This is a genomic window from Bacillota bacterium LX-D, assembly GCA_031628995.1.
GTDB lineage: Bacteria > Bacillota > DUOV01 > DUOV01 > Zhaonellaceae > JAVLUO01.
This window is the reverse complement of record JAVLUO010000012.1, coordinates 1-20,801: the sequence shown is the minus strand read 5'-3', so window position 1 is coordinate 20,801 and position 20,801 is coordinate 1. Positions and strand designations below refer to the sequence as shown.

General features: G+C 35.9%; 22 protein-coding genes, 1 tRNA gene, 1 pseudogene and 1 riboswitch. Of the genes and pseudogenes, 9 read left to right on the top strand and 15 right to left on the bottom strand.

Features of this window, described 5'->3' with window-relative positions:
* The first annotated feature begins 104 nt into the window (after positions 1–104).
* Positions 105–641 (top strand): spore coat protein, encoded by a 537-nt coding sequence (locus RDV78_09720; protein MDS1030730.1) that lies wholly within the window; start codon positions 105–107, stop codon positions 639–641.
* 65 nt (positions 642–706) lie between these two features.
* On the opposite strand, the gene RDV78_09715 is transcribed toward RDV78_09720, so the two are convergent.
* The 5 genes from RDV78_09715 to RDV78_09695 all read right to left on the bottom strand — a co-directional run bounded on the left by RDV78_09715 (position 707) and on the right by RDV78_09695 (position 3,517).
* Positions 707–847, bottom strand: coding sequence for a hypothetical protein (locus RDV78_09715; GenBank protein MDS1030729.1), 141 nt, complete (start codon positions 845–847; stop codon positions 707–709).
* Between the two features lie 56 nt (positions 848–903).
* Entirely contained in the window at positions 904–1,110 is a 207-nt protein-coding gene (locus tag RDV78_09710) for a small, acid-soluble spore protein, alpha/beta type (protein ID MDS1030728.1), read from the bottom strand.
* Between the two features lie 699 nt (positions 1,111–1,809).
* A complete protein-coding gene (locus RDV78_09705; protein ID MDS1030727.1) occupies positions 1,810–2,085 on the bottom strand; it encodes a hypothetical protein in 276 nt (91 codons plus the stop codon).
* Between the two features lie 128 nt (positions 2,086–2,213).
* Entirely contained in the window at positions 2,214–2,519 is a 306-nt protein-coding gene (locus RDV78_09700) for a hypothetical protein (protein MDS1030726.1), read from the bottom strand.
* 164 nt (positions 2,520–2,683) lie between these two features.
* On the bottom strand, positions 2,684–3,517 hold the full coding sequence (locus tag RDV78_09695) for an alpha/beta hydrolase (GenBank protein ID MDS1030725.1): 834 nt from the start codon (positions 3,515–3,517) through the stop codon (positions 2,684–2,686).
* 400 nt (positions 3,518–3,917) lie between these two features.
* Here RDV78_09695 and RDV78_09690 point away from each other — a divergent pair.
* A pseudogene (locus tag RDV78_09690) lies at positions 3,918–4,087 on the top strand (ATP-dependent helicase).
* Here the strand turns inward: RDV78_09690 and RDV78_09685 are convergent.
* Positions 4,083–4,346, bottom strand: a complete 264-nt coding sequence (locus RDV78_09685) for a hypothetical protein (GenBank protein MDS1030724.1) — start codon at positions 4,344–4,346, stop codon at positions 4,083–4,085. The pseudogene RDV78_09690 and the gene RDV78_09685 sit on opposite strands and share 5 nt — an antisense overlap.
* A 69-nt stretch (positions 4,347–4,415) precedes the next feature.
* On the opposite strand from RDV78_09685, the gene RDV78_09680 reads away from it, so the two are divergent.
* Entirely contained in the window at positions 4,416–4,736 is a 321-nt protein-coding gene (locus RDV78_09680; GenBank protein ID MDS1030723.1) for a tyrosine-type recombinase/integrase, read from the top strand.
* A 106-nt stretch (positions 4,737–4,842) separates the two neighbouring features.
* Here the strand turns inward: RDV78_09680 and RDV78_09675 are convergent.
* Both RDV78_09675 and trmL read right to left on the bottom strand, forming a co-directional pair.
* Positions 4,843–4,919: transfer RNA gene (locus RDV78_09675), tRNA-Pro, on the bottom strand.
* A 54-nt stretch (positions 4,920–4,973) separates the two neighbouring features.
* Entirely contained in the window at positions 4,974–5,450 is a 477-nt protein-coding gene (gene trmL, locus RDV78_09670) for a tRNA (uridine(34)/cytosine(34)/5-carboxymethylaminomethyluridine(34)-2'-O)-methyltransferase TrmL (protein ID MDS1030722.1), read from the bottom strand.
* 130 nt (positions 5,451–5,580) lie between these two features.
* Here trmL and RDV78_09665 point away from each other — a divergent pair, with 130 nt between their 5' ends.
* From RDV78_09665 to RDV78_09655, 3 genes are all read left to right on the top strand, one after another.
* A complete protein-coding gene (locus RDV78_09665) occupies positions 5,581–7,506 on the top strand; it encodes an aconitate hydratase (GenBank protein MDS1030721.1) in 1,926 nt (641 codons plus the stop codon).
* Between the two features lie 127 nt (positions 7,507–7,633).
* The gene (locus RDV78_09660; protein MDS1030720.1) at positions 7,634–8,125 is read left to right on the top strand and encodes a rubrerythrin family protein; all 492 of its coding nucleotides are present in this window, start codon (positions 7,634–7,636) and stop codon (positions 8,123–8,125) included.
* A gap of 194 nt (positions 8,126–8,319) precedes the next feature.
* Positions 8,320–9,783: a stalk domain-containing protein gene (locus RDV78_09655; protein MDS1030719.1), complete on the top strand. Its 1,464-nt coding sequence runs from the start codon at positions 8,320–8,322 to the stop codon at positions 9,781–9,783.
* Between the two features lie 57 nt (positions 9,784–9,840).
* On the opposite strand, the gene nth is transcribed toward RDV78_09655, so the two are convergent.
* The 4 genes from nth to RDV78_09635 all read right to left on the bottom strand — a co-directional run bounded on the left by nth (position 9,841) and on the right by RDV78_09635 (position 13,648).
* The gene (gene nth, locus RDV78_09650; GenBank protein MDS1030718.1) at positions 9,841–10,485 is read right to left on the bottom strand and encodes an endonuclease III; all 645 of its coding nucleotides are present in this window, start codon (positions 10,483–10,485) and stop codon (positions 9,841–9,843) included.
* Positions 10,486–10,490: 5 nt separating this feature from the next.
* A complete protein-coding gene (locus RDV78_09645; GenBank protein ID MDS1030717.1) occupies positions 10,491–11,315 on the bottom strand; it encodes a deoxyribonuclease IV in 825 nt (274 codons plus the stop codon).
* Between the two features lie 275 nt (positions 11,316–11,590).
* Complete coding sequence (locus RDV78_09640; GenBank protein ID MDS1030716.1) at positions 11,591–13,243, bottom strand: nucleoside kinase; 1,653 nt, start codon at positions 13,241–13,243, stop codon at positions 11,591–11,593.
* A gap of 90 nt (positions 13,244–13,333) precedes the next feature.
* Entirely contained in the window at positions 13,334–13,648 is a 315-nt protein-coding gene (locus RDV78_09635) for a hypothetical protein (protein ID MDS1030715.1), read from the bottom strand.
* 173 nt (positions 13,649–13,821) lie between these two features.
* Here RDV78_09635 and RDV78_09630 point away from each other — a divergent pair, with 173 nt between their 5' ends.
* Together RDV78_09630 and RDV78_09625 are read left to right on the top strand one after the other, a co-directional pair.
* Positions 13,822–14,526: a DUF421 domain-containing protein gene (locus tag RDV78_09630; GenBank protein ID MDS1030714.1), complete on the top strand. Its 705-nt coding sequence runs from the start codon at positions 13,822–13,824 to the stop codon at positions 14,524–14,526.
* Complete coding sequence (locus RDV78_09625; GenBank protein MDS1030713.1) at positions 14,510–14,890, top strand: DUF4363 family protein; 381 nt, start codon at positions 14,510–14,512, stop codon at positions 14,888–14,890. Before RDV78_09630 ends, RDV78_09625 begins: the two co-directional genes overlap by 17 nt.
* A 22-nt stretch (positions 14,891–14,912) precedes the next feature.
* Here the strand turns inward: RDV78_09625 and RDV78_09620 are convergent, their stop codons facing one another.
* The 3 genes from RDV78_09620 to RDV78_09610 form a co-directional block, all read right to left on the bottom strand.
* Positions 14,913–16,058: a DEAD/DEAH box helicase gene (locus RDV78_09620; protein MDS1030712.1), complete on the bottom strand. Its 1,146-nt coding sequence runs from the start codon at positions 16,056–16,058 to the stop codon at positions 14,913–14,915.
* 122 nt (positions 16,059–16,180) lie between these two features.
* Entirely contained in the window at positions 16,181–17,542 is a 1,362-nt protein-coding gene (locus RDV78_09615) for a copper amine oxidase N-terminal domain-containing protein (protein ID MDS1030711.1), read from the bottom strand.
* A gap of 76 nt (positions 17,543–17,618) precedes the next feature.
* Positions 17,619–18,971, bottom strand: a complete 1,353-nt coding sequence (locus RDV78_09610; protein MDS1030710.1) for an ATP-binding protein — start codon at positions 18,969–18,971, stop codon at positions 17,619–17,621.
* Between the two features lie 144 nt (positions 18,972–19,115).
* Positions 19,116–19,251, top strand: a riboswitch (cyclic di-AMP (ydaO/yuaA leader).
* An 84-nt stretch (positions 19,252–19,335) separates the two neighbouring features.
* On the opposite strand from RDV78_09610, the gene RDV78_09605 reads away from it, so the two are divergent.
* Positions 19,336–20,688: a citrate/2-methylcitrate synthase gene (locus tag RDV78_09605; GenBank protein ID MDS1030709.1), complete on the top strand. Its 1,353-nt coding sequence runs from the start codon at positions 19,336–19,338 to the stop codon at positions 20,686–20,688.
* Positions 20,689–20,801 lie beyond the last annotated feature (113 nt).

Here is a 20,801-nt window from a genome sequence, read left to right as displayed (position 1 = left end):
TTCTTACTGGCTATTTTAATCATACTGTTTAGATTAATAAAAAATTTGAACTTAACGAATATAAACTCTCAACTTGTTAAAAAATATAATTGGAGGTGTAAATAATGCAAGTTAAATTAAGTCAAAAAGAGAAAATGCTGCTTGAAGATCAAAAAACCCATGAGGAAATCTGTATCAAAAAATATAATGATTACTCTAATAAAGCTAGTGACCCCCAGCTAAAACAACTTTTCAGCAACCTTGCTCAACAAGAAGAGCAACACTTAAACTCAATTAATCAAATTTTAAGTGGTCAAACCCCTCAAATGTCACAACAGCAGAGTTCTCAGCAACAAAGTCAGGGACAGCAGATGCAGCAAGGAATGCAAAATCAAATGCAACAAAAACAAACACGACAGTTTAGTATGTTGTCTAATCAACAAAGCAACCAAACGCAAATGTCTAACAACGAAGATGCCTTCTTATGTAACGACATGCTTAACACAGAAAAGTATATTTCAGGATCTTATGACACTACTATTTTTGAATGTCAAGATTCCAATGTACGTCAGGTTTTAAATCATATTCAAAAAGAAGAACAGCAGCATGGCGAAGAACTATTTAATTACATGACTAGCCACGGTATGTATCAAATTCAATAAGTAAGTCTTTTTTCTTAATTATAACAAAATAGGAGGCCTCCATAGCCTCCTATTTTGTCTTTAAACTAACATTTTTGTGGATCTGGTCTGGTTATAGAATCTATTGTTGCGGAACCAATTCTACCTGATATGGATCTAGATCTTTGTTCCCCATCTTTAAAAGTAGTTTTACGGGTTATTTTACCTTTTTTCCCTTCTAAGCTCATATTATCTCCTCCTTTCATTTTTATATTTTCACTTTCGAGCTTTTTATATACAGCAGTTAATTGCCTAAACGTATCCTTTTATTCATTAAACCGCCAATTTTACCACTTTCCTTGGCACTTAAACCGGACCAGCCTTCTGCTTTGACCTTTTCTAAAAGCCCTAATTCTTCAGCAATTTCAAGTTTTAAGCTTTCTAGAGGATCATATTTTTTACCCTTCTTTTTTGATGGTTTAATATCTTTTAGATCGTCTCTTTCTCTCATCTCTACACCTCCCAAGTCTAGTATTGCCTTAAGAGGAAAATGTTATTTGGAAAAAAATAAAAAAGTGACTATTAGTTAATTGCTAATAGTCACTTTATAAAATGGTCGGAACGACAGGATTTGAACCCGCAGCCTCTTGGTCCCGAATTAAGATTTAAGCTATTTTTATATAATAGCATACCGCAAAAGCCTTATTTTACGTTGTTTATAGTTTTAAAATCTCAATCAAAATTTTTCTAGTGGTTGTCAAATGGTCGTCAAAAAAGTTATAACAGAATATACTTTTTAAAACTGAATTAATAAAGCATCCATTATAAGGTGCTTTATTAATTTATAATGCTTTACGGGTTACATATTTTACTTTGATAAAATACAAGGTAAGCATTAAAAAACACAACAAAATAAAATAAGCTGGGATTGGATCACTAAAATCAGGCTTGAAAAATTTTGCAATAAGCCCCTCACCATTTCCCATTAACAATTGCTCGTACTATTTCATAATGTATATTAGGTATCAAATCAACACTATTAAAGGGAGGGAAAAATCATGAGCAATTGCGGTAACGACGGTGTTTTAGGTGGTATCTTTAATAGAGACAACAATTTTTTAGTTTTTATCATCTTACTTTTGTTAATTTGCTGCAACAACCATTGTGATTAATAAAAAAGGCGGGCCTAAGCCCGCCATACCTATGTTCTTTAAGCCACCTTCAATTTCCTTACTTGCTGTTCAATTTGCATATCAAGCCAGCTGTCCACATCTCCGTAAACTTCAGCTAGCACACCTTTTATTTCCTGGCTCAGCAGTCCTATAGCCTTTTCCTTAGCCATATCAAAAGCCTGTATCTGAGCATTTGCATCAAATTGGTTATTTTTCTTTAGAGTATCAACGTATGTTTGCGTGGTAGAAGTAACTGCTTTTTCCACAATACCTTCAGCTAAGTTAATATATTTTTTAGTGCTTTCATTTTTCATACTTTTAGCCACTTCGGCCGTCTTCTTTTTAAGAATGCAACCAGGTAAACTTCCGACTGTCCACGTTCCGTAGAATCCGACTTTTGATGTTTGCGGATTCATGTAAATGAATAGAGGTTTGCTAAAATCTAAAGATATATCCTATATTCCTGCCAACTTTCTGCCAAACCCATTTCAAGTGCAACCATAGCAACTAATTCCCGACGCAATCTGAAATAGGTTCTTTCACTGGTTGGCATTTCATCACATACCTTTTGCCAAGGCAGGTTTCCTCGATACTTAAGCTGGAATAACTTCTGGTGTTCTTCTGACAGTCGGCTCAATGCTCTATCTATACTGGAGATATTCCTGTTCATAGTTGCCAGCACTTTACTACTTACCAACTTAATTGCTTTTCTAGCTGTCGTATCAGATGTGTAACTAGTGCCTGACACTGCTTCCCCTTCTAACATTGGTGTCTAATTAATTATGTCATCCGTTAGCTCGGCTATTTCCTTTTTTGTTTCATCGTATGAATAAAGCTCATGTTCAATGATTTAAAAACTACTCTTTACCACCCTCCTCCTGGAATTACTTCGCTTTAGTGCTGAAATGTGAACTAAAAATACCGTATATTTCGCATCTGAATAAATTTTGTCAATTCCTCGTTAAATTTGTCACGCTCGTCATAGAACAGTCCGTGACCGCTGTATTGAAAAGGTACGAGTTTAGAATTTTTTATACCTTGTCTTTGTGCTTCAGCCAATGGGAAGAGACAGACTTTGTCATGGATACCATGAAGAATTAAAGTTGGAACGTGTATTTTCTCAAGATCATAAAATAATCTTTCTTCACCTAACCAAGTGGTTGCAATTGACGCTGTGGCCCAACCAGATGCCTCTAGTCCCAGTTGGAAGAACCAATCTGAGAACGGCTCAGTTATATCCTGAAAGAAAAACATATCTCCAAAATCCCTCAACATTTTAGGCCTGTCATTATATGTTCTTTGTATGATTTCATTTACAGCCTCTCTAGGTAATCCATAAGGAAAATATGGACGCTGGATCACACTGGGGGCGGCAGCGGCAAAAAGAGCAAGTTTCGATACCCCATATCCATTGTGTCTAGCCATGTATCTAATAGCAATTGCTCCACCCGTTGAATGTCCTCCAAGTGTAAAATCTTTTAATTTGAGTGCTTCAACCACACATCGAACATCGTCCGACAATCGATCGTAATCGTAGCCTCCCCAAGGTTTATCTGAATTACCGAATCCTCTAGTATCTATTCCGATACATCTATATCCCATCTTTGGAAGCTGGTCAAATTGATATTCAAATAACTTATGGCTTCCAGGCCAACCGTGTAAAAACAAGATTGTCTTCTTGCCCTCTGGGTTGAGATCCTCTACAAAAATTCTTACATTTGGTTCTACTTGAATATAGTATGCCATGCTATTCCTCCGTTAATAAAACTTCTTTATTAACAGATTATTCTCTTGGGTATAAATAGTTGCAGCATACCTATATCGTTTTTTATACCGTATTGTTCAGTTCATACTTTTGACATACTACGCTTTGCTAATAAGGCATCTACAGCAATCGTTTACACATGTGTTACAAATTGGACTTTGAATTTCTTCAACTGCGTAATATCCTCTCCGACTATTCTTTTCAAGTATTTCTTGCTTTAAATCGTTTAGGGTTTCTTTGCTGATCAACTCATCACTCAACTCAATTCTTAATGCCGTTTCCGCAGAATGTATTGTATCTAGCAATTCTTCAGCTATAGCCCTAGACTCGCCATTAATTACCGCTTGTTTAACTTCTAGTACCTCACTTTGTAAATGACTGAATGTTCCTTGGCTTGTTGAGTATTACCGTAATGCATGGCCATTTGACATGGTTGTAGTGACGAGTTTAGCAGTTTTAAGAATCATAAGGCTAAACGGTTCAAGTCCTTAACTTGGGTACGGAAACACATAACAAGATTCATAGGATTGACCGGTACACCGGCGCCTAATTTTGGTTAATTCCATGATAGTGCAAAGCTTCGCATCCTCGGTCATTTACCCCTAGAAAGGGCTTTGTATAAAATAATTTTCGGCCACTTGGCAAAGTGATTGTAAGAAAGTCCTGTCCATTGTTATAATCGCTCGCACGGGCGATTATTATGCCTTTAATTCCAACAGGTTGGCCATCGTGCATTACACTTAGAGCTGCGTTTTCTATGCTGTATATGATTTTTTCCACCCCAAAAACAAAAACTTCAGATCGAACCATTTTTATTCCAGAGGATGTACTCTATGAGCTTAAAAAGCATAAAAAAGTCCAAGCAAAGGAAAAGCTACATTGGGGGAAGATTATCAAAAGAATAACTTAATATTTTGTAAAGAAAACGGAGAACCAATATACCCTGATAGATTTTACGAAACCCACATTGAACTCATCAAACAAGCAGGCCTAGGCCATGTGAGATTCCATGATCTACGGCACTCTGTTGCTTCTGCACCAATCGATCGAGGTTTCTCCCTAAAGGATATCGCCGAGTTATTAGGTCATTCCTCTATTCAAGTCACGTTAGACATATACGGTCACTTACAAGATAAAAGAAAGAAAGCAGCAACTGATGCTCTTTCATCTCTTTTACCCTCTGGCACGGAGAAAAAATAAAAAAGCCTAGGATTAAAATCCCAGACTTTTTCTTGGTGGTCGTCAAACTGGTCGTCAGAAATTAATTTTTTATTACTTCTCGATCAGCTAAAACGTTGATAATAAATGGTCGGAACGACAGGATTTGAACCTGCGGCCTCTTGGTCCCGAACCAAGCGCGCTACCAAACTGCGCTACGTTCCGACTGAACTAACTAAGTAATTATAGCATCTTTTTCAATCGCCAGCAAGTGTATTTTCATCTAAGATTGGGGAAGCCTACCTGCCTTAGTGCCTCATAAAGTATAACTGCCACTGAATTGGCTAGGTTGAGACACCGAGCCTCTGATAACATTGGCACCCGTATACAATACTCTTTATTAGCAACCAGTATTTCTTTGGACAGCCCTCTGGTCTCACTTCCAAAGACTAGAAAATCATTGTTAGCATACTTCACTTTGGTATGAATTTTAGTTGCCTTTGTAGTTGCAAAATAATAGTTACCATCAGCATATTTTTCCTGCAATTGCTGAAAATTATCGTGATACTCAATATCTACTAAATGCCAATAATCTAAACCTGCCCTTTTTAAATATTTATCTTCAGTTGAAAAACCTAATGGTCTAACCAAATGTAAATGGGATCCAGTTACGGCGCAGGTACGAACAATATTGCCTGTATTTTGCGGTATTTCCGGCTCAACTAATACAATATGCACAAAATAGCCTCCTATCATATTTTCCCAAAAGCTTTCTAGTTCACTATCTATAATAATTATTTCTCATGAAAAATTCAAACACTTTGACGCATTCCTCACTCTTTGGTATATTTAGAAAAACAGCAAAATTCCCGAGGAGGTAATAAATATGGGGGACAATATTGTCAGAAAGATTCTAAAAGAGCATTTAGTCAGCGGAGAGCTAACGTCAGGGCAGGAAATTGCCATTAAAATAGACCAAACACTTACCCAAGATGCCACAGGAACCATGGCTTACCTGCAATTTGAAGCTATGGGAGTACCTCAAGTTAAAACTAAATTATCAGTAAGTTATGTTGATCATAATACATTACAGACAGGCTTCGAAAATGCCGATGATCACCGCTTTTTGCAGAGCATAGCCTCTAAACATGGGATTTATTTTTCCCGGCCTGGAAACGGTATTTGCCATCAGGTTCACTTAGAGCGTTTTGGCGTACCAGGTCAAACTTTATTAGGTTCTGATAGCCACACTCCTACTGGCGGTGGTATTGGAATGTTAGCCATTGGGGCTGGCGGTTTAGATGTAGCTGTAGCCATGGCTGGGGGCCCATTTTATTTAACGATGCCTAAAGTAGTTAAAATTAATTTAACTGGACAACTTCCAGCTTGGGTATCGGCAAAAGATGTAATTTTAGAAGTTTTACGTTTGTTAAGCGTTAAAGGTGGAGTAGGTAAAATAATTGAATATGGCGGCACTGGTGTTGCAACTTTAAGTGTACCAGAACGAGCTACAATTACTAATATGGGTGCCGAACTAGGAGCAACTACTTCTATTTTTCCCAGTGACGAAATAACTAAAACATTTTTAAAAGCTCAAAAGAGGGATTCAGATTGGGTTGAACTCTTACCCGATTTTGATGCTGAATATGATGAAATTATTGAACTAAACTTATCTGAACTTGAACCAATTGTTGCTCAGCCTCATAGTCCTGATGCAGTCGAAAAAGTAAGTGTAGTTGGTCCTATAAAAGTTAACCAGGTAGCCATTGGAAGTTGCACCAATTCTTCTTACACGGACTTGATGCGTGTAGCCTCCATTTTAAAAGGTAAAATGGTACATCCGGAAGTCAGCTTAGTAATATCCCCGGGATCTAGACAAGTATTTAAAATGTTAGCATCTAACGGCGCTTTAGCAGATTTAATAGCTGCGGGAGCAAGAATTTTAGAATCTGCCTGCGGTCCTTGTATTGGAATGGGGCAAGCTCCTCCTTCTAAAGGTGTTTCTATAAGAACCTTTAATCGTAACTTTTTAGGCCGAAGCGGAACACAAGATGCTCAAGTATTTCTAGCTAGTCCCGAGGTAGCTGCCGCATCTGCTCTGACAGGTGTTTTAACAGATCCTAGAACCTTAGGTGCTCCTATTTCTATTGCAATGCCTGAAAAATTTACTATTGATGATCGTATGATACTTGCCCCATCTACTGAACCGGAAAAAGTGGAAATTGTTCGGGGGCCAAATATTAAACCTTTACCTGTAAACCAAGCATTGCCTCAAGAGTTGTCTGGGGATGTACTACTTAAAGTTGAAGACAATATTACAACTGATCATATTATGCCTGCAGGCTCTAAGGTATTACCTCTGCGTTCTAATATTCCAGCAATATCTGAACACGTTTTTTCATCTGTTGATAAGGAATTTGCCCATAGGGCAAAGAGTTCTAATGGAGGTTTTATTGTTGGTGGTCACAATTATGGCCAGGGCTCTAGTCGAGAGCACGCAGCCTTAGCTCCAATGTATCTTGGTGTTAAAGCCGTTATCACAAAATCCTTTGCCCGGATACACAAAGCAAATCTGGTTAACTTTGGTATTTTACCTCTTACATTTGTCAATGAAAAAGATTACGAACAAATTGAGCAAGGGGATAAACTAGAATTTAAAGATTTATACCGGCAGTTAAATAATAGTAATCAGCTAACAGTTCATAACATTACTAAAGGAACTAGTTTCCAGGTAAATCATAACTTGTCACCTCGTTTTATAAAAATTATTCTTGCCGGGGGCCTACTTAATTACACTAAAGCACAATCCTAAAAATTTAATTCTAAAAAAGCTTCTACCCATTGCTAACGGGTAAGAAGCTTTTTTTGGTTAACCTTGACATTTTTGGACAGAATATTAATAATTACTATATATAATGAAATCAAGGAGGTTAAAACAAATGAGCACAGAAAAAAATTTAAAAGAAGCTTTTGCCGGGGAGTCTCAAGCAAACCGCAAATATCTTGCTTTTGCTCAAAAAGCAGATGAAGAAGGTTATAGAACAGCCGCAAAACTTTTCCGCGCAGCTGCCGAAGCTGAAGCAATCCATGCTTCCAGCCACCTTAAAGTAATGGGTGAAGTTCAGGATACTGCAGCTAACCTACAAGCCGGTATTAACGGAGAAACTTTTGAATTTGAAAAAATGTATCCAGAATTTATTAAAGAGGCTGAAGCTGAAGGAAATAAAGCTGCTGTAGCTACCTTTAAAAGAGCCAATGAAGCAGAAAAAGTTCATGCAGAACTATATAAAAAAGTTTTGGATAGCTTAGATAAAAATCAAGATCTTGGTTTTTACCTCTGCCCCGTTTGCGGCTACATTGAAATAAATAATGCACCGGATAAATGTCCTATTTGCGGTGTACCTGGTTCTCGCTTTAAGCTTATTGATTAGAAAAAATTGGGTGAGATAGAAATTTTTTTCTATCTCACTCCTAATTACAGTCCTGCGGTAATATGTCAAGCCCATAAATTTAGAAAATTGGAAAATTTAAAAGCTAATTTTACCCAAAAAAGGGTATACCAAAGAAGCCCAGTTTTATTTAGCAAAAACTGGATATTACCAAAGGATATCGAGGGGGTGGAGAAATGAAATTATATGTCAAGAGTTATTTAAATATTTTTTTACTTGTAAGCACATTATTTTTATTTAGCATTTTTTCCGCACCTGCTAACGCCTCTCTTTCCACTTCCACCGCCGTAAAAATTACTCTAAACGGCAATGAACTAAAACCAGATATTCCTCCACTGGTATCCTCTGGCAGAGTCCTGGTTCCTGTCCGCTTTGTAAGTAACGCTTTAAAAGCACAGGTAAAATGGGATCCAAAGACAAATAGGGTAACAATTATTCAAGGAAAAAAGATTATAAAACTAATTGTGGGAAGTAAAAAAGCCTTTAAAAATGAAGAAACAATTTTATTAGACGTCCCCCCACAGATAACCAAGGATACAGTTGTTGTCCCTCTAAGGTTTATCTCTACTGCCTTAGATGTTTCTATAGGCTGGGATGCAAAAACAATAACTGTAGAAATTAGCACCGGGGAACCAAAAGTTCCGGAAGGAAAGTTGGCAGCAGAAATTCCTGCTCGCATTGCTTTTCTTGATCAAAACAATTTGTACCTATTAGGTAACAAGGCGGGAGATAGCCCTAAACAGATCACCAAGGATGGTTTAGCACAAATAATTGGCTGGTCCTACGATGGAAATTGGTTTGCTTATTTGAAAAGATCTTCTACGGAAACATATTACGATAAACCGTACTTATATGTAGTAAAAGCTGATGGCACAGGTGGGTACAAAGTTGATCTTAATCCCGTTGCAGGGAAACCGACTTGGTCTCCCAGGGCAAATTTAATTGCTTATAACACTCAAGAAACAACTGGTTATTTACCTCACTTTAACTTAAAGATCGCCTTGATTAAAGAAAGTGAAGCTAGTATTATGGAATTGCTACCTAAAAATAGCAATGCAGTAGACTTTGCTTGGGCTTCTGATGGACAAAGTATGGCAGTTTCTTTCTATCCAAATTCGAACCATTCTTTCACAATGGAAAAGATAGGTCTAAGTGGAGAAAAATCTACTCTTCTAGTTCAAAATCCATTGGAAGCTACAAATTCACTGCCAAATAGCTGCCCAATGAATTTAAAATGGTCGCCCCAAGGCAATTATATTGCCTACTGCCTAAAGGAATCTGGCACTAATAATAGCAGAATTCAAATGCTTAACTTAGCAGACCAGCAAATAAAAGATCTTGCTGTAATAGCAGACTACCCTCAGCAATTGCTTTGGTCTTTAGACGAAAAAATGCTAACTTTTTTAACAAACCAACAGGAAATAAAAGTAGATGTACTTTCTGGGGAAATAACCCAAACTAGTATCGTAAATAACTCTTACTCACAAACTAATTCAAATAATAGCTGCTCAATTTACCTTCAAGCTAAATCAAGTAATGAAACTTCCTTGGTTTTAAAATACTTAGATGGTAATCAGGAAGTAGAACTGCTTAAAGGTTTGTCTTTAAATCAGCCGTTTAGTGTTTACTGGTTGAAATAGACTAGGCATATAACAAACTAACCTTAATGTAGATGGGTTTTTGCGACTACATTAAGGTTAATTTAATCCTTTTCGAGGACAAATTTTTGTCAACTCACACCCTAAGCAATCTGGTCTTCTGGCCTTACATCTTTTTCGACCATGATAAATAAGCCAATGGTGAGCCAAGGACCATTTCTTTTGGGGAATTACCTGCTGCAGCTGCATTTCTGTTTTAAATGGATCAGTACTATTAGCCAACCCTAACCTATTTGCTACCCGCAAAACATGTGTATCAACTGCAATAGCATCCTGGCCAAAAGCATTACTCAAGACAACATTAGCTGTTTTTCGGCCTACTCCCGGTAATTCCACCAATTGCTCTAGCCTATCGGGAACCTTTCCTCCATATTTATCAGCTAAAATCTTACAGGTAGCAATAATATTTTTGCTTTTTGTATGGTATAATCCACATCCCTTAATATCCTTAGCCAATTCTTCCGGTGTAAGGACTGCAATATCCGCAGGGGTTTGATATTTAGTAAATAAATTAGCTGTTACCTTATTTACTTGATTATCTGTTGACTGAGCCGAAAGTATGGTGGCAATTAATAATTGAAAGGAATTAGCAAAATTTAAAGCTGGCTTAGCATTAGGATAACTTCTTGCTAAAAGATTTAAAATTTCTTGCGTCTTTTTTTTATCTATTTGTTCCATGTTCATTAGTCCTACTCTAAAGATTTAAAATAAGCAATTTCTTGTTGATAAATTTCTAACCCGCCTGGTGTCTCTAACAAAAAAGGCAAGTGGTTTAATTTGGGATGGGTAACAAATTTGCCAAGAGCATCTTTCCCTATTAAACCCTCTCCAATATTTGCATGGCGGTCTTTCGCACTGCCTAAAGGATTTATACTATCATTTAAATGTACCGCTTTAACTTTATCTAAGCCAATTTTCTCCTCTAGATCTAAAATAAACTGATCTAAATTTTGCCTAAGATCGTAGCCGCCACTATATAAATGACATGTGTCCAAACAAACGCCAACTCTCTCCTTATTTTCAACCAATTTAATCATTTGGGCTAGTTCATCAAGGGATTTTCCGACCTCTGTCCCTGAACCAGACATTGTTTCTAAAAGCACTATGGATTGACCTTCACTCTGCAATATTCTGTTCAAAGCTTGCGACACCCTTTTCAGAGCAAAAGGGATACCTTGACCTACATGACTTCCAGGATGAACTACCAAATATGCTACTCCAGCCTGATCCATTCTGGATAAATCTTCAGACATTATCCTAATTGCTAACTCCCATAAATCTTCCTTGGAAGAAGCCAAATTAATAATATAGGGAGCATGAGCTACTAAGGATCCAAAGCCATACTTTTCTGCTTTTTCTTGGGCTAGGGCAATATCTTTTAAATTCAGCGCCTTTGCTCCGGCGCCTCTTGGGTTACGGCTGAAAAACTGCATTGTATTGCCGCCAATTTTATTTGCTTGCTCGATTGCAAAACTAAATCCTTTGCTAATGGAAATATGGGCACCTATATACAAATAAATTTCTCCTTTCAATTTTCTCTAAGCTGTATAATAAAAACCTTCTGGTTAAATCTAATATTGAATCCTTTACAAACTGGAGGTGAAAAAATGAGCAGAGACTGCAATTTTTCTAAATGTAAATGGTTTATTGGCGGCGAAGATGATGATGGCTGGGGCGGCTGAGGAAAACCTATAGCTGGGGTCAGCTGCGAAAATAACAATCAAGAGTGTCCATTTTTAGAAATTAAATAATATTGAAGAGGGACTAACCATCGGCGAGTCCCTCTTTTTCAGCAAAAACAGCTGTTTCCAATAAACTCGCGTATAATTGAGTTAAAAGGTACTTCCTTGTCATCCATGGGCAAAAAATACCCTAAAAACTTTAACAGTCGCTTCGCTTCAGAATACTCCGGACATTGCTCATCAATTTTTTGCAGCAAGGGAGCTGCATACTTCACTAAAACCGCCAATTCATATACTAAATGTGAATTAAACATTACATCAGCGTTTTCTTGGAATGGAAAGATGTTCCTTTCCTCTCCTTTCCTCACCTTAGGCCAAATTCTAATAGTTTTCAAAGCGTCATTGGAACGGAATTGATTATCACGAACAATTCTCCGAATAATTCGTGCATCAGTTGTGGAGATTCGATTATGGTCGTCAATATTCAATTGGGTTAAAGCGCTAATATAAATTTTAAATTTACTGCCACGGGGGATAGCAGTTGTCAGTTGATCATTCAAGCCATGGATACCTTCAATAATAATGGGCTGGTCTCTTTTAATTTTAACTCTTCTTCCCTTATATTCCCGCTGCCCTGTAATAAAGTCGAATACTGGTAATTCAACCTCTGAACCTTGAATAAGTTTCGTTAAATGTTCGTTAAACAAATCCAATTCAATAGCCTCTAAGGCCTCAAAATCTGGCTCTCCCAACTCATCTAATGGTGTTTTATCTCTAGAAACGAAGTAATCATCTAAAGATATAGATATGGGCCTAACATCATTTACCCTTAGCTGAACTGCTAACCTCTGGGCAAAAGTTGTTTTGCCAGAAGAGGATGGTCCTGCAATCAAAATCAAACGAATTTGATCGCGATTTTTAGTTATTAAATCAGCTATCTCAGCGATTTTTTTCTCGTGAAAAGCTTCTGACACACGTATTAAGTCCCCTGCATTTCCAGAGGCGATTTGCTCATTTAAAGATCCAACATTCTTAATTTCTAATATCCCTGCCCATTTTTCAGCTTCTCGGAAGATATTAAAAAGCTTCGGCTGCTCTACATATTCAGGAACTACAGTGGGATTGCTTTTTTCAGGAAAACGCAAAATAAAGCCGGGCATATAAAATTTAAGCTCAAAGACTTTAAGGTAACCAGTACTTGGAGCCATATAGCCATAAAAGTAATCCCTCAACCATCCGCAGCTGTATAAATTAGTGTGAGGTCGATTACGGTGTTTCAATAAACTTACCTTGTCATACTGCCCTTCTTTCTCAAATAGTTTTATTGCTTCAGATAAAGATACTGTTTCTTTCACAAAAGGTATATCCTGAGCAACCAATTCCCGCATTCTGTTTTCGATTTGTTGTACATCTTTTTCCGTAATAGGTTCTGCCTGATGTAATTCACAATACAAACCTTTGCTTATAGAGTGTTCTACGGAAACCTTAGCTTCTGGAAACAACTCACCAACAGCTTTTATTAATAAAAAGCAAAGGCTTCGTTGGTAAATTCTCATTCCATCATCAGAGGTGAGATCTAAAAATTCCAGCTTAGCATCCTCTTGAAGAGAAAAATGCAAATCTTTTAAAACATTATTTACCCTGGCAGCTAAATATGGTTGACCCGAGTTATTTTCTTCTTGACATAATTTTAATAAAGTCGTCCCTTTATCAATTTCCTGAACAGTTCCGTCAGGATAAGTAATTTTAATTTTTTTCATCATATCCCACCCTTAAGTACATTATCTATTTAGGCAAAGCAAATAATTACTAAAATGCAGAATATGTCTTTAGCCTGAAGTTAATTCATCTTATTCTTTAATAATTTTTATTGCCACATCTTTAGGCAAAGCCAACCCAGAAGCAACTTCTACTGCCTTTAAGATTCCAGCTGGTACGGCACATGCAACATGGGGACAATACTGTTTTGCTAATTGATACACTTTAGTTTGATCCATTTTCGTAAAGATTTCGTTCATGCCTTCCACTTCTTTAAGCTCTGCAGCAATTTTTTGAATATGAGGGCAATCGCTGTTTATATCTAATTGTACTCCCTGACCTGCTGATTCGGCCTTTACTTCTGTTTTTAAACCACAAACACCAGCTTCAATTTCAGCTTTTACCATAACAAAATTCCTCCTCTACTATACTTTAGTGTAAGTAATTCAATTTTACATTAAAATTGACCTTCCAGCCAGCTAGACGGATATGTATAAAAAAATAAAAACTTACAAAACTACTAATTAGTATATGCAGTGTAAACTTAGCCAAATTTTTTTGTTGATAAGGAGCAGTATAGATGCTAATTACATTTACTCGCACCATTATTCTTTTTATTTTAATTGTAGTCATTATGCGTATTATGGGCAAAGGACAAATTGGAGAATTACAGCCCTTCGAGCTAGTCATTGCTCTAATGTTATCAGAATTAGCGGCTATCCCCATGCAAGACACCTCAATTCCTTTAATCGATGGTATAATTCCCATTTTAACTCTCTTACTAGCCCAGATTACTTTCTCGTACATTTCGATTAAGAGTAAAAAAGCACGAAAAATTATTTGTGGAACTCCTAGTGTCTTAATTGCCAATGGCAAAATCGTCGAAGAAGAACTGATTAAGGAACGATTTAGTATTACGGATTTGTTGGAAATGCTCCGCAGCAAGGATTTCCCTAATATTGCAGATGTTGAGTATGCTATTTTAGAAACAAACGGACAACTTAGTATTATTCCTAAATCCCAAAAAAGGCCGGTAACTCCAGAAGATCTGAACATTGAAACTAAATATGAAGGAATGCCCTTAGCTCTCATCCTTGACGGGGAAATCGATTACAAAAATCTTTCGCACGCCCAATTAACTGTACCTTGGCTAGAAGCAGAGCTTAAAAAAATGGGTGTTCACAATCTGGATGATGTACTAATCGCTTCACTAGATACTTCAGGGAACCTCTATTACCAGTTAAAACTAGAAAAGAGGAGGAAAAACATTGAAGGTTGTAGCTAGTTTGCTTTTATTTACACTATGTATTGTTGGTTTTGGAGTTTGGTCCATTAGTTATATTAATAATTCTGCTCAAGATTTAACCACCCGCTTTGATAATTTGGAACAAAATATAATTCAGCAGAATTGGTCTAAAGCGGATACAGAAACTAAAAAAATAGCGCAACTTTGGTCTGATACTAAAAGCCGCTGGACTCTTTTTCTGAATCACCAGGAAATTGATAATATAGATTTAACTTATGCTAGACTCACTAAATACGTAGAAACTCAAAATCGTTCCTTAGCATTAGCTGAAATATCAGCCCTTAAATTATTGATTGAACATATTCCGGGATTACAAAGATTTAGTTTAAATAATATTTTTTAGAGCTGCATAATTACGAATACTACTAGTATTGAACAGGAAATACTTTATTATCGTTGAAGATGCCATAGTAGGCAATCTTTATATGCAGCTTTTTTTCGTACTTTTTAATTATAAATTTTTGTTTTTCAGTTACTAAACTTATGGCGGTTCCTTTTTTGCCTCCTCGCCCCGTTCTCCCTACCCGGTGGATATAATACTCCTCATTTTCTGGTAAATCATAATTAAAAACAAAATCTACACCTTCAACATCCATTCCTCTGGAAAAAAGATCCGTAGTAATTAAGGCAAAATACTTACCTTTCCTAAAACTTTCTAAAACGTTTTTTCTATTCAATTGAGGCATATCGCTGTGGAGCCCAATGGCATTTAAGCCTAATTCTTTTAACCTACGAGTCAAAGGGCCCACACCTCGATTATTAGTTATAAAAACAATAATTTTTTGCGGCTTAAATATTTGAACCAACTTTTGTAAAATAACAGACTTTTTATTCTCTTCTGCGCTAAAGTATAAGTGTTCAATTAATGGGGCTGTCCTTGTGGCTGGCGCTATATTAACGAGTTCCGCTTCTCTCGCCATTTCAGCCGCTTGTTTTGCAGCAGTAGGAGTGATGGTAGCAGAAAAAAACAATAGCTGTGTTGAAGGCATACAGTTTTTAACGATTTCCGTAATATCATCCTTAAATCCGTGAGTTAACATTTTATCAGCTTCATCAATAACTAATGTTTTTACTATCGCAACATTTAACTTTTTTTTCTTAATAAATTCTAAAACTCTCCCAGGAGTGCCTACAATAATCTGGGGTTTTTTCTTTAAGCTGTCTACTTGGCGATTAAAATTGCCACCACCTAAAAGAGGTACAGCATAAAAATTATCTCCAAACTCCCTAATAACTTTAACTACCTGCATAGCCAGTTCTCTAGTAGGGGTTAAAATTAATACTTGTAAGTTTTTGGTCAACTCAATTTTACTCAATAAAGGCAACAAATAAGCTAGTGTTTTTCCGCTGCCAGTAGGTGCTTGTACAATTACATTTTTGCCTTCAGACACTAAAGGAATAACTTTTTTCTGGACCTCCATGGGCTTTGTAATTTCCATGTCAGCTAATTTTTTTACTAGTTCCGGGTTTATACTTAAATCATTAAAACTATCCAAACTGATTCCATCCATTAAAATTCTCCTCTACATCAAGAAATTTAGCTGTTCTTCAGGGAAAGAAAAAGACATAGAATAAATAATCTATGTCTTTTCATTATTATCTTTATTATGAATAAAACCTTCTTTTTTTATAATTAATTTAAAGGCAAAGTAATTACTTCTTCTTCTCCTGGAGCCTGAATCGCACTTTTTTCTTCTTCACTTACATTTGTTAAATGAGATCCTCCCTGAGTTGTCATGCGAATTTGGGGTAAAGATGGTATATTCATATTAAAATTAAAATCTAACTGATCATCTGTAAAATATTGTTCCTTTTGGGACATCACAATTTTTAATGACATTTTAATATTTTGCATTATTTGCTTAAATGAATTAATATCTTCCTTTTGATTCTTGTTATTAGTGCTGTTTATTAAGTTTACAACCATCTTTTCAATATCTTGTTCTGTAATATTCCACGTATATTCTTTTATTGTGTTATTTACTTTCTGCATTTTAAATTTATCATTGTCCACTAGGGAAACAAGGGTATTTGCAATTAATTTCATATTGTTATACGTATCTACAGAAACATCTACACTTGCATTACGCATCATTTCTTCTACCAATACATTGAATAAATCAATTAATTTGCCATTTTCCATTTTATAAATGCTTGCTAATTGAGCAGAATTAGCTGGGATTTTACCCCATTTATTTTCGAGATCAAAAGTATCAACACCCAATAATTTAAGTAAATTAGTTTTTACATAAACATCTCCATCAATACTAATAAACTCTGCAGTAATATTACTTAAATCCTGCTTCTGCTTCATGTCATTGCTGCCTAAATTACTTATTAGTTCATTAATTCCCTTTGTTGTTAAGGTCATTTTAAATCTGGTGTTCATCCCTTGGGAAACGCCCTCTAAATCTAAATTAGAATCGATATTATATTCTTTTTGATCTTTTATCCAAAGAGAGATTTTATAGCTTGCATTAAAATCAGCTTTTTTAGGCAATTTATAATCGGTGTTTAACATTTTCCAGAAGTTTGGGGCATTTTCCTTAACTACATTCAAAATACTGCTGTAGTCGTTAATAATAACTGTACTCTGCTGATTATCCCAGCCAACTTGATCGCCTAAAACTTCAGCAAAATAATGGGCTGAAACATACAGTTCTCTGTTTTTGGTAAAAGGAGTCTTTGCTAGTTTTTCTCCCTTGTCAATGTAAGGCTTTTCTGCTTGGATGGTATAGTTTTTTCCATCTTTTACGATAGTTGCTTTTTTAAGGTTAGGATAGTATTTTACATCGTACCCTAGTTTTTGAGAAACACCAACAACTGGTACCATATTTGTTTTATTTAAATAAATAGTTTTAGTCTGTAAATACTGTCCATTTACCTGAATTTTGTTAGTTAAAATATTGTTGTCTTGGGCTGCCAATGCTGGTAAACAGCTACTAAGCATAATAATACAAACTGTAATTAAACCTAAAAATTGTTTCTTAAACAAGTTAACCTCACCCCTATTATTTTTATAATATAATATTTAATTCGGTTAACTAGTAAATAATACCTGCAAAAAGCAGTTAAAATCTTTCTTTTGCACCCTCTAACCAATCAACAAATTGCCTAGCTGTTCTTGGAGAGCGCCCGTTATACCACATTTCCCATTTTAAAGCCAATTGTTGAAGCTCTTCTTTTTCAATCTTTATTCCTCTCCGTGCAGCAATACCTTCAACTATTTCCAAGTATTTGTTTTTATTAGGAGCCGAAAATATTATTGTCATTCCGAACCTATCGGCTAAAGACAATTTTTCTTGAACTGTATCCGTTGTGCGAACTTCTTCATCAAGGCTGCCGGCTTTGATCCCTGTACGATCGCTTAATTTTTCTTTGATTAAATGTCGGCGATTCGAAGTCGCGTAGATTAAAACATTTGAAGGTTTAACCTCCAGTCCTCCTTCTAATACAGCTTTCAAGGCTGTATAGCTTTCATCTTGTTCCTCAAAAGATAAGTCATCAACAAAAATAATAAATTTTTGGGGCAAACCCCTCAGTTGTTGGATAATTTTAGGGAAATCCAACAAGTAAGCTTTAGGAACTTCTACCATGCGCAACCCTTCAACATAGTAAGCATTTAGTAAAGCTTTGACTGTAGACGATTTTCCAGTTCCCCGATCTCCATAGAGGAGCAAATTATTAGCTGTATATCCATTTAAAAAAGCTAGTGTATTTTCAATAATTTTGCTCCTTTGATTTTCATAACCAATTAAATCCTGGAAGGAAATTGGATCCGGACTCTCGATTCCCCTTAAGTATCCTTCCTGTCCATTTTTTTCCCAAAGGAATGCTTTATATTGAGCAAAAATACCGCTTCCATATTGCCAATAAAATTCCTGGAGTTTATCAACACACTTACCCCAATCTTTTGAGAAATGAAACAAATCTGCTATTTGCTTTAAATATGCTTTATTTTTATCTGCAAATAATTCTTCGTCATGACCAAGCCATTCTGGCAATTGATTGATAATTTTTTCTTCATCTGAAGAACTACAGTATTGCAGTGCCAACTCTTTGATGCTGCCAGAGTTAAAAGATGATGCTGCCTGTAAACTTTGTAATTCTTTGCCCATAATACCTTGCATTAAATTCCGAGCTTCCTTTGAACCCTGCATCTGTTTTAAAAAGTAAGTATTTTCCGAGAAAATAATTTTTTTAATAATGTAATCTTGAAATGAAAGGCAGGAATGTCGAATTAAGCAGTGAAAAAAGTCAGCATATAACCTAACAAACTTTTCTAATTCAAACACAGAAGCATTAAAATAGCCAATTATTTTTCTAAATTTATTTATGGTTTCATCTCTGCGTAGCTCTTGAAATATAATTAAAGAATCCAATTCCATCTTCATCTTCATTAGATCAGGATTGTTTTTTGGCATCTAAACTCCTCCTAAATAGTCGCAATTTAGTTGTATAACTCTAATTTTAGCATAAAAATATTATCTATAAATGGGATTCAATAAATTTACAACTTGCTAATAATTTTGTTATAATAATAATTAGATTCAAATTAAGTACTTTAATATTTGGTAACGCTTAATCATAAAAGAGCGGGAGAACCATTAATTTGGGGTGAATCTTGACACATGTCAGGTAGGGCTAACTCTCTCTTTGGTCCGAATCCGTCAGCTAATCTCGTCAGCGTTAAAGAGAAGATGAGGTGTACCCTTTTTGGGACCAACGCTGCAGATACTTCTCTGTAGCTTTTTTTGTCTGATTTTTACACATTTGGGGGTGTGGAAAATGATTAATGAACGTGCGGAAAAAATCAGCAGGTTTTCGGCTTTAATTGAAGCAAATAGTAAAATTGACCCTAGTATATATACGAAATTCGATGTTAAGAAAGGCTTGCGTAATAGTGATGGAGCTGGTGTCTTAGTAGGTTTAACTAGAATTGGAGAAGTACATGGCTATATACTGGATGAGGGAGAAAAAATTCCTGATTACGGTAGATTAATGTACAGAGGAATACGAGTTACTGATATTGTTAATGGTTTTCAAAAAGAAGCACGTTTTGGGTTTGAGGAAGTTTGCTATTTAATTTTATTAGGTGAACTTCCCAAAAAGGATGAACTGGATCAGTTCAATAAGTTTTTGGGCAGTCTAAGAGCCTTACCTGAGGATTTTACTAGAGGAATGATCTTAAAAGCACCAAGCTCTAATATAATGAATGCCTTGGCTCGGAGCGTACTTGCCTTTTATTCCTATGATAAAAATCCTGAGGATACAAATATTGATAATGTTCTTAGACAGAGTGTTGAATTAATCGCTAAATTCCCAGCCATGGTAGCCTATTCTTACCAAGCTATGGCTCATTATCATCAGGACAAAAGTCTGTATATTCATCAGCCTAAAAGCGATTTATCTACTTCAGAAAATTTATTATATATGTTAAGACCTGACAATAAATTTACCAGAACTGAAGCAGAAATATTAGATCTTCTGCTAGTATTGCACTGCGAACATGGGGGAGGAAACAACTCTGCTTTTACAGTCCGCGTAGTATCTTCAACTGGAACCGATACTTATTCAGCTATTGCTGCAGCTATAGGATCATTAAAGGGGCCAAAACACGGCGGTGCAAACCTTAAGGTTATGCAGATGATGGATAATATTAAAGAAAATATTAATGACTGGACAGATGAGGAAGAAATTGAGTCTTATCTCAAAAAAATGCTGAACAAAGAAGTATTTGACCACACGGGTTTAATTTATGGAATGGGGCATGCTGTCTATACATTGTCAGACCCAAGGGCAGTTCTCCTAAAACAAAAAGCCTATGAATTAGCTGAAGAAAAAGATAGGTTAAAAGAGTTTAATTTATATTTAAATGTAGAAAAATTAGCAACAAAAGTTTTTATGGAAACTAGAAATACCAATAAGGAAATCTGTGCTAACATAGATTTCTATTCTGGTTTTGTCTACAGCATGTTGAGCATTCCTCCTGAGCTGTACACACCACTTTTTGCAGCTTCTAGAATTGTAGGTTGGTGCGCTCATCGCATGGAAGAACTAATTAGTGTACAAAAAATCATTAGACCTGCTTACAAAAGTGTTGCCAAAAGGAGAAAATACATTCCTTTGAGCCAAAGATAAGGTATGAAATATTGCTTAATCGAGTAGGAGCTGAATAATTAATTAATTCAGCGTCCTCTCACACCACCGTACGTACCGTTCGGTATACGGCGGTTCAATAGAATTAATGTACT

Excerpts from the sequence above, each read along its gene's own strand:
- RDV78_09720 (MDS1030730.1), top strand. The coding sequence starts at position 105 with ATGCAAGTTAAATTAAGTCAAAAAGAGAAAATGCTGCTTGAAGATCAA.
- RDV78_09715 (MDS1030729.1), bottom strand. The coding sequence starts at position 847 with ATGAGCTTAGAAGGGAAAAAAGGTAAAATAACCCGTAAAACTACTTTT.
- RDV78_09710 (MDS1030728.1), bottom strand. The coding sequence starts at position 1,110 with ATGAGAGAAAGAGACGATCTAAAAGATATTAAACCATCAAAAAAGAAG.
- RDV78_09705 (MDS1030727.1), bottom strand. The coding sequence starts at position 2,085 with ATGAAAAATGAAAGCACTAAAAAATATATTAACTTAGCTGAAGGTATT.
- RDV78_09695 (MDS1030725.1), bottom strand. The coding sequence starts at position 3,517 with ATGGCATACTATATTCAAGTAGAACCAAATGTAAGAATTTTTGTAGAG.
- RDV78_09685 (MDS1030724.1), bottom strand. The coding sequence starts at position 4,346 with ATGGTTCGATCTGAAGTTTTTGTTTTTGGGGTGGAAAAAATCATATAC.
- trmL (MDS1030722.1), bottom strand. The coding sequence starts at position 5,450 with ATGATAGGAGGCTATTTTGTGCATATTGTATTAGTTGAGCCGGAAATA.
- RDV78_09665 (MDS1030721.1), top strand. The coding sequence starts at position 5,581 with ATGGGGGACAATATTGTCAGAAAGATTCTAAAAGAGCATTTAGTCAGC.
- RDV78_09660 (MDS1030720.1), top strand. The coding sequence starts at position 7,634 with ATGAGCACAGAAAAAAATTTAAAAGAAGCTTTTGCCGGGGAGTCTCAA.
- RDV78_09655 (MDS1030719.1), top strand. The coding sequence starts at position 8,320 with ATGAAATTATATGTCAAGAGTTATTTAAATATTTTTTTACTTGTAAGC.
- nth (MDS1030718.1), bottom strand. The coding sequence starts at position 10,485 with ATGAACATGGAACAAATAGATAAAAAAAAGACGCAAGAAATTTTAAAT.
- RDV78_09640 (MDS1030716.1), bottom strand. The coding sequence starts at position 13,243 with ATGAAAAAAATTAAAATTACTTATCCTGACGGAACTGTTCAGGAAATT.
- RDV78_09635 (MDS1030715.1), bottom strand. The coding sequence starts at position 13,648 with ATGGTAAAAGCTGAAATTGAAGCTGGTGTTTGTGGTTTAAAAACAGAA.
- RDV78_09630 (MDS1030714.1), top strand. The coding sequence starts at position 13,822 with ATGCTAATTACATTTACTCGCACCATTATTCTTTTTATTTTAATTGTA.
- RDV78_09620 (MDS1030712.1), bottom strand. The coding sequence starts at position 16,058 with ATGGATGGAATCAGTTTGGATAGTTTTAATGATTTAAGTATAAACCCG.
- RDV78_09610 (MDS1030710.1), bottom strand. The coding sequence starts at position 18,971 with ATGCCAAAAAACAATCCTGATCTAATGAAGATGAAGATGGAATTGGAT.
- RDV78_09605 (MDS1030709.1), top strand. The coding sequence starts at position 19,336 with ATGATTAATGAACGTGCGGAAAAAATCAGCAGGTTTTCGGCTTTAATT.